Annotated in this window: 7 protein-coding genes; 5 read left to right on the top strand and 2 right to left on the bottom strand. The window is 64.7% G+C overall.

The annotated features are described in order from the left end of the window. The first annotated feature begins 5 nt into the window (after positions 1 to 5). The 4 genes from HBA54_RS12190 to HBA54_RS12170 all read left to right on the top strand — a co-directional run bounded on the left by HBA54_RS12190 (position 6) and on the right by HBA54_RS12170 (position 7453). Positions 6 to 2606 (top strand): oxidoreductase, encoded by a 2601-nt coding sequence (locus HBA54_RS12190; RefSeq protein ID WP_205944602.1) that lies wholly within the window; start codon positions 6 to 8, stop codon positions 2604 to 2606. A 4-nt stretch (positions 2607 to 2610) separates the two neighbouring features. Then, positions 2611 to 3909, top strand: a complete 1299-nt coding sequence (locus HBA54_RS12180) for an NAD(P)/FAD-dependent oxidoreductase (protein WP_240932646.1) — start codon at positions 2611 to 2613, stop codon at positions 3907 to 3909. A gap of 68 nt (positions 3910 to 3977) precedes the next feature. After that, positions 3978 to 5453, top strand: a complete 1476-nt coding sequence (locus HBA54_RS12175; protein WP_167224844.1) for an aldehyde dehydrogenase — start codon at positions 3978 to 3980, stop codon at positions 5451 to 5453. A gap of 383 nt (positions 5454 to 5836) precedes the next feature. Further along, entirely contained in the window at positions 5837 to 7453 is a 1617-nt protein-coding gene (locus HBA54_RS12170; protein ID WP_167224842.1) for a Na/Pi cotransporter family protein, read from the top strand. Between the two features lie 47 nt (positions 7454 to 7500). Here the strand turns inward: HBA54_RS12170 and betC are convergent, their stop codons facing one another. Continuing rightward, the gene (betC, locus tag HBA54_RS12165; RefSeq protein ID WP_167224840.1) at positions 7501 to 8997 is read right to left on the bottom strand and encodes a choline-sulfatase; all 1497 of its coding nucleotides are present in this window, start codon (positions 8995 to 8997) and stop codon (positions 7501 to 7503) included. Positions 8998 to 9209: 212 nt separating this feature from the next. On the opposite strand from betC, the gene HBA54_RS12160 reads away from it, so the two are divergent. Then, on the top strand, positions 9210 to 10232 hold the full coding sequence (locus HBA54_RS12160) for a LysR family transcriptional regulator (protein WP_167224838.1): 1023 nt from the start codon (positions 9210 to 9212) through the stop codon (positions 10230 to 10232). Here HBA54_RS12160 and HBA54_RS12155 read toward each other — a convergent pair. Then, the gene (locus HBA54_RS12155; protein WP_167224836.1) at positions 10192 to 11751 is read right to left on the bottom strand and encodes a trimethylamine methyltransferase family protein; all 1560 of its coding nucleotides are present in this window, start codon (positions 11749 to 11751) and stop codon (positions 10192 to 10194) included. The genes HBA54_RS12160 and HBA54_RS12155 overlap by 41 nt on opposite strands. Positions 11752 to 11955: the final 204 nt, after the last annotated feature.

The raw sequence follows: 11955 nt of genomic DNA, 5'->3' as shown, positions 1-11955 counted from the left end.
CACCCGTGGCCCGCGATCCGAGATACGACATCCTCTTCGAGCCGGTGAAGATCGGCCCCGTCACCGCGAAGAACCGCTTCTATCAGGTACCTCATTGCACCGGCATGGGATACCTGCGGCCGCAGACCCTGGCGGCGATGCGCGGGGTGAAGGCCGAGGGTGGCTGGGGCGTTGTCTGTACCGAGTACAATTCGATTCATCCCGCGTCGGATGACCTGCCCCATGTCTCGGCATCGCTCTGGGACGACAGCGATATCCGCGCGCACATCCTGATGACGGACGCGGTTCATGAACACGGTGCACTCGCGGGGGCCGAGCTTTGGTTCGGCGGCGCGCGAAGCTCGAACCACTACACCCGGTTGGTCTCGATGGATGTGGCGAGCCTGCCAAACCTTGCGGGCCATCCCTTCCAGACCCGCGCGATGGACAAGACCGACATCCGCAACCTGCGCCGCTGGCATCGGAAGGCCGCCATCCGGGCGCGGGACGCCGGGTTCGACATCGTCTATGTCTATGCCACGCACGGTTATCTCGTGGCCAATTTCCTCGACCCCCGGACGAACTCCCGCAGCGACGAATACGGCGGATCGCTGGAAAACCGCGTGCGGCTGACGCGCGAGTTGATCGAGGAAACCAAGGATGCCGTGGGTGACCGTTGCGGCGTCGCGGTGCGCTTCAAGGCCGACGAGACCATCGGCGAGGACGGCGTACCCGCGCACGGCGAGCGGCGAGAGATGTTCGAATTGCTTGCCGAACTGCCCGACCTCTGGGACATCAACATTGCCGACTACACGCTGGAGATGGGTGTGTCGCGCTTCACCAAGGAAGGCGCGCTCGAACCCTATATGTCCTGGGTCAAGTCGGTGACGACGAAGCCCGTGGTGACGGTGGGCCGCTTCACCTCGCCCGATACGATGGTCAGCCAGATCCGCCGGGGGATTACCGATCTGATCGGCGCCGCGCGTCCCTCCATCGCCGATCCGTTCCTGCCTAAGAAGATCGAGCAAGGCCGTCCGGAGGACATCCGGGAATGCATCGGGTGCAACATCTGCTATTCGGGCGACAGCCTGGGCGTGCCGGTCCGCTGCACGCAGAACCCCACCATGGGCGAGGAATGGCGCAAGGGCTGGCACCCCGAGAAGGTGCCGACGAAGGGCTCGGACGCGCGGGTGCTGATCGTCGGGGCGGGCCCGGCGGGGCTCGAGGCCGCGCGCGCTCTCGGCGCCCGAGGCTATCAGGTGATGCTGGCCGAAGCCACGCGCGAGCTTGGCGGGCGCGTGACGCGTGAAGCCTCGTTGCCGGGGATGAGCGAATACATCCGCGTGCGCGACTACCGCGAACAGCAGTTTCTGAAGATGCCCAATGTCGAGATCTTCCGCGAAAGCGCGCTCTCGGCGGAGGATGTCTTTGCGGTCGAGGCCGATCACGTTGCCATCGCCACCGGGGCAACCTGGCGGCGCGACCGCTTCGACGGCAAGACCTACGTGCCGGTCGCGATCGATGGTGCCGAGGTTCTCATCCCCGACGACATCATGTCCGGTCGGCTGCCCTCGGGCCCCACGGTCGTTTTCGACGGGGACAACTACTATATGGCCGGCGTGATTGCCGAACGGCTGCGCGCCAAGGGCCTGCCCGTGACCTATGTGACCGAGGCCGACAGCGTCTCGGAATGGGCGGAAAACACCTCGGAACGCTGGCGCATCCGCACCCGGCTGATGGAACTGGGCATAGAGATCGTCACCGCCCACAGCCTGACCGCCTTCGACGGCGAAGCCGCGACCCTTGCTTGCGAATATACCGGCGCCGAGCGGCAGGTGCCCGCCACCGGCACGGTTCTGGTCACCCAGCGCGCGCCGTGCGACGACCTCTATCACGAGATTCTCGCGCGGGCCGGCGGCGATGCCGGCAAGCTGCCTTTTACGCTCAAGCGGATCGGTGATTGCGAGGCTCCGGCGATCATCGCAGCCGCGGTCTATGCCGGCCACAGCTATGCGCTCGAGACCGATGCCCCGGTCGACATCGACATGCCGCTCAGGCACGACCGGCCGGATGTCGGCGCCGTATCGGCGACCGGGCAAAGGGTGCCTGAGGTCACGCCTGCCACGATGGTGCCCGCGGCGACCGCGGATGCGGCCTATCTCGCCAAGCTTCTTCAGTACTATGAGGAAGAGCTTGCGGGCCAGTCATATTTCCGCGCGCTGGCCGACCGCCTGCCGGTCGCCAGACAGAAGGAAAAAATGATTCTTCTGGCCGAGGTCGAACGGCATACGGCGGCAATCGTACGCCCGCTGATCGAACGCTACGGCCTTCAGCCGCGAAGCCGCGCGGAGCTTGAGGCGATGGGCCGCGCGGACGCCGATGCCGGTCCACAGGACTGGGCCGGGATGATCGCGTACATGCGGGCCACCTATCCGAAATACATAGATGACTTCAAGGCGCTGGAGGGTATGGCCCCGGCGGCTGACCTGCCCGTGCTGGAATGCATGACCGAGCACGAAGTCGTGGCCATCGACTTCCTCGAGCGCGAGGCCGCGGGCGACCCGAACAGCACCGAACCTCTCGTACTCTTCATCTGTTCGCCGGCGGCAACGCCGCGGGCGGCGTGACCTGATGGGCATGATCGCCAACGAACGCGCGGCGCTGGCCGACAGCCTGTGGGCGGCAACGGCCAACCCGTCCCCCGAACGCCCGCCGCTTCATGGCGAGGCAGAGGCCGATACGGTGGTGATCGGCGGTGGCTTCACCGGGCTTTCGGCGGCGCTGCATCTGGCAGAGGCGGGCAAGTCGGTGGTGCTGCTCGAGGCCGAGACACCAGGCTGGGGGGCTTCGGGCCGCAATGGCGGGCAGGTCAACCCGGGCCTCAAGGCCACGCCGGAGGAAACCGAGGCGCGGTTCGGCCCTGATCTCGGCCGCCGGATGGTGGCGATGTCGGGCGGGGCAGGAGACCTCGTTTTCGACCTGATCGCGCGCCATGGCATCCAGTGCGCTGCGTCGCGTTGCGGCTGGATCCGGGCCGCCACCACGCCGAAGGCCTTGGCGACGTTGCAGGAGATTGGGCGGCAATGGCGAGACCGCGGTGCAGTAGTCGACGCGCTCGATGCCGATGAGATGGAGCGGCTTCTGGGTACCCGGGCCTATCCCGGCGGACTGATCGACCGGCGCGGCGGCAACCTGCATCCGCTCAACTACGCCCTGGGGCTCGCCGAGGCGGCCGAGCGTGCAGGCGCGCGTATCCATGGGCACAGCCGCGTGAGCGGCGTCCAGTCGACAGACGACAGTGTGACGGTGTCGACGCCTGAAGGCAGGGTAACGGCGCGCGCGGCCCTCATATGTACGAATGCCTATACCGGTGGCCTAGCCGCGCCGCTGGGCCAAAGCGTTATTCCGGTCACCTCTGTCCAGGTGGCAACGGAGCCGCTGAGCGACAAATTAAGGCGCACGATCCTGCCTGAAGGTCATGCGCCCTCGGATACGCGCCGGCTGCTCCTCTATTTCCGCAAGGACGACGCGGGCCGCTTTGTCATGGGTGGGCGTGGCGCCTTGGGGGACGGCTCGATCGGAAAGCGCCAGGCGGCGTTGCGCGAGGCGGCGGTGCGGCTCTACCCGCAACTCGAGGGGGTTCGGTGGCGCTACGCCTGGGGTGGCGACGTGGCGCTGACCCGCGACCACGCGCCGGGCCTGCACCTGATCGCGCCGCGGGTCATGGCCGGCCTCGGTTACAACGGGCGCGGCGTCGGCATGGCGACGGCGATGGGCCGGGTCCTTGCGGAATGGGCGCAGGGCCGCCCCGGGGCCGAGCTCGATTTCCCGATCACCGCCGCCAGGCCCATCCCGTTTCACCGCTTCCGCCGCATCGCGCTTGGCGCCACGGTCGCCGCTTTTCGCATGCTCGACCGGGTGGGGATTTAGGCCATGACCAGACCTCGATGCTTCGCGCGCCCGAAGATCTGACAACCGCCGATCCAAGAGAGGTGACCATGAACGCATATGCTTCCATCGCCAATGGGCTCCGGCTGCCCAGCGGCACCTTCATCGACGGGACCCTCAAGCCCGCCATCAACGGCGCGACTTTCGAGACGCGCAACCCCTATTCCGGCGCGGTGATCGCGGTCCTGCCGGCTTGCGGGGCCGCAGATGTGGATGCTGCCGTCGCCGCGGCCCGCCGCAGCTTCGAGGCGGGCGTGTGGTCGGGAAAGCACCCCTCCGAGCGCAAGGCCGTTCTGTCGACCTTCGCGGACCTGATCATGGCCGACCTGGAGGAGCTCGCGGTGATGGAGGCGATGGATGCGGGCAAACCCGTGGCCGACTGCCTTTCTGTCGATGTGCCGGAAACCGCCAACTGCATCCGCTGGCACGGTGAGGCGCAGGACAAGCTCTACGACCAGATCGCGCCCACGTCGCCGGACGCCGTCGGTCTGATCGTGCGCGAGCCCATCGGCGTCGTCGCGGCCGTTTTGCCGTGGAACTTTCCGCTCCTGATGATGGCCTGGAAGATCGGCCCGGCGCTTGCCACCGGCAATTCGGTCGTGGTGAAACCGGCCGAGCAGACCAGCCTCACCGCGCTGTGCATGGCGGAGCTGGCGCTGGAGGCCGGCGTGCCGCCGGGCGTATTGAATGTCGTCACCGGGATGGGCCCCGAGGCGGGCGAGCCGCTCGGACGGCACATGGACGTGGACGCGCTCACCTTCACCGGGTCGACCGACGTGGGGCGGCGGTTCCTTGAATACTCGGCGCAGAGCAACCTCAAGGAGGTCTGCCTCGAGATGGGCGGCAAGAGCGCCGCCGTGGTGCTGAGCGATGCCACCGACATCGCCCGTATCGCCGAGATTCAGGCCAACGCGATCTTCTGGAACATGGGCGAGAACTGCACGGCCAACAGCAGGATCATCGCCCACAAGGATGTCTACGACGAGCTTGTGGCCGAGATGGCGCAACAGGCTTCGGCGTGGAAGCTGGGCGATCAGCTTGACCCGGAGACGCAGAACGGCCCCCTCGTCAGCGAGGAGCATTTCGCCAAGGTGTCGGGTCTTGTCGAAAGCGGCAAGGCGCAGGGCGCGCGGGTCGTGAAAGGCGGCGAAGGCGCGGGTGGGATGTTGTTCAGGCCCACGGTGTTTGCCGAGGTCACCGCGGAAATGGAGATCTTCCAGAAGGAGATCTTTGGTCCGGTGGTTGGCGTGACGCGGGCCGAAAGCGACGAGCATGCGATCGAGCTCGCCAATCAGACGCAATACGGCCTGGCTGCGACGCTCTACAGCAAAGACATCTCCAAGGCTCACCGCTTCGCGCGCAAACTGAAGGCGGGAACGGTCGGTGTGAACGCCTATTCCGAGGGCGAGATCTCGACCCCCTTCGGTGGCTTCAAGGCATCGGGTTTCGGTGGCCGAGACAACGGCATCCACGCCCACGAGCAATACACGGAACTCAAGACCATCTGGATCGATCTGACCGCTTGATCCGGCAATCGGCCGGCCGAGTGTGAGGAGTCAGCACCGAACCGTCTGGCTCGACAGGTCAATGCCTCGCCCGGCCTTTTCACAAAATCTCTGGATGAGTGGGCCTGCGCCGTATTCGGCGCGGCACCTCAGATGAGTCGCTTACGGCGCGATTATGGAGAGGCAAAAGCACGGCTTGGCCGATATACCGCGATATCTTAGTATTAGGGGTTACTTCTAGATTCGCGGTTCTAACACTAACTGGGGAAATTTTGAGCGATACCAGACATTTGGGCTGGGCTTGGCAGTGTCCGGCCATCTTGTGCGCGTTGACCTGTCGGTCGGTCTGCGCAGCGATTCCAGGACTGCCTGCTGCAGGCCAGTACCGGCGCTCAGTCTAACCCATGCAGACACTTCTCGCACTTTTGGGCGCCGTTGCGCTTCTCGTTTGGGGCGTTCGCACGGTGCGAACCGCGCTGGAGCGGGCCTTTCCCTCTCAGCTTGAGCGCGCTCTTGGGAAGGTCGCGGGCAATCGTTTCTCGGCCCTGCTGTTCGGTGTGGGAACCGCTGCGGCGCTGCAATCGGGGACCGCGGTCGTTACCATGGTCTCAGGGTTTGTTTCCCGTGGAAAGTTGGCGGTGGCGCTCGGCCTTGCCGCGGCGCTGGGATCGGATGTGGGCTCGGCCGTCGCCGCGGTGGTGTTGTCCCAGGACGTATCTGCTCTATCGCCTTTTTTGATCATGGTCGGTGTTGCCGTTTTCATGATCACCTCCAGTAAGACCCATCGCAACCTCGGGCGCTTCGCCTTGGGGCTGGGTTTCGTTCTGCTGGCGCTGTCGCTGATTTCCGGGGCGACGCAGGAACTGAAATCATCTGAAACCGTCGGCCTGATCCTCACGGCGTTGGGTGAAGATCTGGCGTTGGCGGTGCTGATGGGGGCGGTGCTGACGGTGGCGACTTATTCCAGCCTGGCCACCGTGCTGTTGGTGGCCAGTTTTGCGGCGCAGGGGCTGATTGGGATCGAGGCCGGCTTCGCGCTGGTCCTCGGCGTCAATCTGGCTTCCGGTGCGCCGGCTCTGATCGCCAGTTGGGGTGAGGGCTGGGAGGGCAGGGTGACCCCCCTGGCCAATCTTGTCCTGAGGATGGCAGGTGCCGTTGCCCTTGCGCCCTTTGCGCGCCAGCTGGCGAGGTTGGTCGGCGAACTCGGCTTGCCGGCGGAAACTTCGGTGGTGCTTTTTCATCTGTCGTTCAACGCGCTTCTGGTGTTGGTCTGCCTGCCTTTTGTCGAGACGATATGCAAGGGCGTTGCCCGGGTGAGGCCGATGGAGCCGGTGACCGATCAGACGGATGCCCGCGCACCGATCTATCTGCGTGAAGCGGACCTGGAGCGCCCCGAGCGGGCCCTGGCCAACTGCTCGCGCGAGGTGCTGCGGGCGGCCGAAGCCGTTCATCAGATGCTGAACGACACCATTGAAGCGTTTCGCGATAAACGACTGATCCGTGTTATCCGACAACGCGACGAAATTGTGGATTCTCTGCACAGAGAGGTCATCCTCTTCGTCGCCATGATCACACGTGAACGTCTGACGGCGGAGCAGGCGGCGCGCGCTGGTGCGATCTTCGAATTCAGCACCAACCTTGAACACATCGGTGACATCGTCGACCACAACCTGATGGATCTGGCGGGCAATCGTAAGCTGGCGGAAGAAGAGTTCTCGCCCGAGGGCTGGGCGGAGATTTTGAGGCTCCATGAAGAACTCGTCGGCAATTTCAAGCTGGCTCTCGACGTTTTCCTGACAGAGGACGGAGAGTTGGCCGAGCAGTTGCTGATCGAAAAACGCCGTTACCGCGAGCGGGTCGAAGAATCCAACAGACAGCACTTTCAGCGGCTCAATGAGGGCCGGGTCGAGTCGATGAATACTTCTGTCCTGCATCTCGATATCCTGCGGGACTTTCGCCGTATCAATTCTCACCTGTCGACGGCGGCCTATCCGGTTCTCGAGCCTCGGCGGGGTTCATGAGAAACGCGCTCGAGGCTGATCCGACGCCTCTGCTTTTTTTTGCCGGCCTAGGGGAAGCGCGCCTCTTCCTCGACCACATTCAGGTCCATGTGGTTGCGCATGAAGCGATCCGCGGCCTTGGTGTCCGGTTGGTGGTCCCAGGGCTGGTAGCGGCCCTGGCGTAACGCCTCATAGACGATCCAACGGCGTGCCTGGCTTTCCCGCACCTCCGCATCGAAGCGCTGCATATCCCAACGCGCCCGAACCCGGGCCATGAAGCCGGCCACCCTGCCGGCCTGGGCCGGGTCATCGCCAAGGTTGGTCAATTCCTGAGAGTCCGCTTCCAGATCGAAGAGCTGCGGCGGGTCCAATTCGCAGTGATTGAACTTGAAGCGGCCATCGCGGATGGAAACCATGGGGGCGTAGGAACCCTCGGCCGCGTACTCCATGAGAACCGGCCTTCGCTGCTCCTGGGACAATAGGGATTGGCCGTCGAGCCCGGTGATGATCCCGTCCGGCGCGATACCGGCGAGTTCGGTCAGGGTCGGCGCGATGTCGAGGGCCGAGACCGGCGTATCCACCCGCCCGGCGCTGAAGCCCGGCCCGGCGATCATCAGCGGGACCCGCGCCGAGCCCTCAAAGAAGCTCATCTTGAACCATAAACCGCGCTCGCCCAGCATGTCGCCGTGGTCGGAGCAGAACACCACCACCGTATCGTCGCTCATGCCACAGCGCTGCAGGGTGTCGAGGAGCCGGCCGATTTTCTCATCCAGGTAGGAGATGTTGGCGAAGTAGGCGCGGCGCGCCCGGGCGATCTGGTCCTGTGTAATGTCGAAGTTCCGAAAGTCGTTCGCCTCTAAGATCCGTTTGCTGTGCAGGTCCTGTGACTCGAAGGGCATGGCCGGCACACCCGGCATCAAGGCCGGGCAGTCTTCGTAAAGATCCCAGAACCGCTGCCGGGCGACATAGGGGTCGTGCGGGTGGGTGAAACTGACGGTCAGGCACCATGGGCGGGGATCGCGGCCTCTGGCCAGGCGAAGAAGCTCGGCTTCGCCGTGGAAGGCCACCTCGTCGTCGAACTCCAGCTGGTTGGTGGTTTCCGCGACGCCGGCTCCGGTCACCGAACCCAGGTTGTGATACCACCAGTCGATCCGCTCGCCGGCTTTACGGTAGTCGGGCGTCCAGCCGAAATCGGCCGGATAGATATCGGTGGTGAGACGCTCCTCGAAACCGTGCAACTGGTCGGGGCCGACGAAGTGCATCTTACCGCTGAGCACGGTGCGGTAGCCGGCGCGCCTTAGGTAGTGGGCGAAGGTGGGCAGGCTGGCGGCGAACTCGGCAGCATTGTCGTAGACCCCTGTGCGCGAGGGCAGCAGCCCGGTCATGAAGGAGGCCCGCGCCGGCAGGCAGAGCGGGCTGGGCGTGTAGCAATTGGCGAAGCGCCGGGCGCGCTCTGCAAGCGCCTTCAGGTTGGGCGTGTGGAGAAAGTCCGCCGGCCCGTCCGGACAGAGGGTGCCCGTCATCTGGTCGACCATCAGAACGAGGATGTTGGGCTGCCGTGTCATCTCTCTCGTTTCCCTTGCAACTTGGGCGGCTGGGATGCCGCCATCTGGACCTATCAGGCGCATTCTGGTTCCCCAAGGCCTTTTTCGCCCTTTGGCCAGCGGCCTGTTCTGGCTTCTGAGAGACCCCTGGCGTGTCGGAGGGAAGGAAGCCTATGCTTAAATGCTGCTTATGGGAGCCGTAAGTTGTGCTTAAGTCAGAGGAGGTCGGAAAGATGCCTGTGAACCCGGACGGCCCGCTTGATGTTTCCATCCGTGCGCTGCGGGTATTGGTCGCCGTGGACGAGGCTGGCTCCATGGCCAGAGCGGCGGAACGCCTGGGCGCCAGCGCAGCGGCGGTGTCTCAGCAGATCGCCAACCTGGAGAGCTTTGCCCGCACCCGCTTGCTGGACCGCTCGGAACGCCCGATCCGCCCCACCCCCGCCGGCGCTCTTCTGCTCAGCCATGCCCGCAAGGTGTTGATGGCGGTGGCCGAAGCACAGGCCCAGATGATGGAGTTGAACCTTTCATCTTTGCCGCAGCTGCGTTTTGCCGTCATCGACGATTTTGACGCTTCCATCACACCCCGTTTGATCAATGCCTTGCACGGTGCCCATCCGACCACCGCCTTCAGCACCGTTTCCGGCCGCTCGGACTCCATCACCGACCTCTTCGTCCGCCGGGAGGCGGACATCGCGATCACCGGGCTGCCGCCGGAAGATCCTTCGAGCTACGACGTTCTGCCTTTGCTGGCGGAAACCTTCGCTTTGGTTGCGGCGCGGGGAGTGCTTGACGGCGAAGCGCCTCTTTTGGCGCAGCTGCAGCAGAAGCCCTTCGTCCACCATCATGAGAAGATGCCGATCGGGCGCCTCGTGGAGCAGCATCTGCGGCGCCATCGTTTCTCCGCCGAACGCCGCTTTTCCTTTGAGGCTTCCCGTTCGATCCTCGCCATGGTGGCGATGGTCGGCGGATGGACTCTGGGTACGCCTCTCAACATTCTGGATAGCGCGCGCTTCTCGGATGAAGTGGAAATTCTGCCGTCGCCCTTCACCCGTCTCACGCGCTCGGTCTATCTGGTTGCGCGCCGCGGCGAGCTGGGCGGTCTGCCGGTGACGGTCGCCGCGTTGATCCGGGGCCTGCTGGAAGAGACCGTGGTGCCGGGCCTCAGCCGTTTTGCGCCGATGCCGGAGGAGCTGTTCGAGATTCTGGCCGAGCCGGCTAGGCCGGCTGCATCCGCGCCCGCGGCAGCAGAATGTTGAAACGGTCGCGGATCGCAGCATCGGCAGCCGGGTCGATATAGGCCGGATAGTGGCTTGAGAGAATGCCGTCACAGCGGGTTCTGGCGCGTGTCATGAGGTCGTGGGCGCCAGCCTCGGCCCAGGTCTGGGGTTCGTTGCGGTCGGCCAGATTTGGATAGAAGTAGTCGCGCTGCATCGCAGCCATGGTCTGGGGGGCGCCAAGGAAGTGGCCTTCACCGGCGACCGCCTCGCGGATGGTTTCGAAGCCCAGGGTTTCCGCGTTCACCTCGATACCCCTGATGGTGCGATGCACGTGGCTCAGCATTTCGTCGTCGGCGACGAAGGCCTCGAAGGAGGCGCCCAGCAGGCTCGCCATCATGCCCGCGGATTCATAGATCATGTTGGCGCCGCCGAGCCCGGCGGCGAGGGCGGAGAGCGCCTTTTCCATACCCATCTGGGCATCTACGGCTTTCGCATCGGACATCGAGCAGGCGACGCCGCAGGGCAGGCCGAGGTGGCGGCCGATCTGGCCCGAGGCGGCGTTCATCACGCTGATCTCGCCGCCACCGCCGCAGAAAGCCCCGGTCCTGAGATCGATGACCAGCGGCCAGTTGGAAAAGATCATCGGATAGCCCGGCGCAAAGAGGTTCACCAGGATAAGGGCCGCCAAGGTCTCGGCGGTGGATTGAACCAGGAAACCGGCGGGCGTCGCCGGCGCCGTGGCGCCGGACATAGCGGCGATGATGGCGTTGATGGGAACGCCCAGACGGATACATTCCAGGGTGACGCCGACGGCATCCTCGCCATAGCGCAGGGGCGAGATCACCGGACTGATGTGGGCCTTGCAGAAGGGCCGCTCGCGGAATCTGCCGGCGCCGCCGAGGGCCATGTCGAACATCTCGATGACAGGCGCCACGTAGTCCGGCTGGGTGAAGGAGGTGCCGACGGGTTTGGTGGTGCCCGCCAGCAGGGCGTAGGCGGTGTTCACGTCCAGATCGAAGTTGTCGGGAATGTCGGTCGCCACACAGCAGCGGGTGAACCAGCTGACATTGGCCAGGGTGTCGATCAACCGGGTGAAGTCGTAGAGGTCCGCCAGGGTCGAGGGCCGGTAGAGCCCGGTCTGACGGTCGAGGGTTTGAACCGCGGCGCCGCCGGTGCCGAAGTAGACCTTGTCGCCACCGATCTCAAAGTCATGCCGGGGGTCGCGACCGTGATAGACGAAGCGTTTGGCGGCCCCGGCAATGATGTCTTCGACCATCGGTCGGGGAAAGCAGAGACGGCCTGCGTCATTCAGTTGTGCGCCGGACCCCAGCGCCTTGTCCCGTACGATGATAGGCACCTCGCCCATGCCGATTTCCTCGAGCACCCGAAAGGCCTCGGCACAGATGGTTTTCAGATCGGAGTCCGGCAAAGGCCGGTAGCTGCCGCCGGTCTGGCCGGGAGGGCAGGGATCGACCTCGGCTTCCGGCGCCGAGCGCGCGGCAACACGGGCGGCCCTGCCACGACCGCGGCGCCCGATCCTGGTTTCCTCGGAGGTCATGCCCCCTCTCTCCCATTCCCCTTGCCGTTGGGTCCCGGGTCTCAGTCTGCCTGAATTGGCGGCTGGCTGCAGGGCGTGAACTCTCATGTTAAGGAAAATCGAAGCGGTAATGCGATTTTCCTTAATCTGAGATTTAGCAATTAAATCAGTTTCTTTGAGCGCGCATGTTGAACGGAGGTTGAACGAAAAAGCGGCTGAGCCGGA

The sequence above is a fragment of the Pelagibius litoralis genome (assembly GCF_011683915.1).
GTDB classification, from domain to species: Bacteria; Pseudomonadota; Alphaproteobacteria; order Kiloniellales; family Kiloniellaceae; genus Pelagibius; species Pelagibius litoralis.
Note: the sequence above shows the minus strand (reverse complement) of the source record. Positions and strands in the feature narration are given on the sequence as shown.

Excerpts from the sequence above, each read along its gene's own strand:
- HBA54_RS12180 (WP_240932646.1), top strand. The coding sequence starts at position 2,611 with ATGGGCATGATCGCCAACGAACGCGCGGCGCTGGCCGACAGCCTGTGG.
- HBA54_RS12175 (WP_167224844.1), top strand. The coding sequence starts at position 3,978 with ATGAACGCATATGCTTCCATCGCCAATGGGCTCCGGCTGCCCAGCGGC.
- betC (WP_167224840.1), bottom strand. The coding sequence starts at position 8,997 with ATGACACGGCAGCCCAACATCCTCGTTCTGATGGTCGACCAGATGACG.
- HBA54_RS12160 (WP_167224838.1), top strand. The coding sequence starts at position 9,210 with ATGCCTGTGAACCCGGACGGCCCGCTTGATGTTTCCATCCGTGCGCTG.
- HBA54_RS12170 (WP_167224842.1), top strand. The coding sequence starts at position 5,837 with ATGCAGACACTTCTCGCACTTTTGGGCGCCGTTGCGCTTCTCGTTTGG.
- HBA54_RS12155 (WP_167224836.1), bottom strand. The coding sequence starts at position 11,751 with ATGACCTCCGAGGAAACCAGGATCGGGCGCCGCGGTCGTGGCAGGGCC.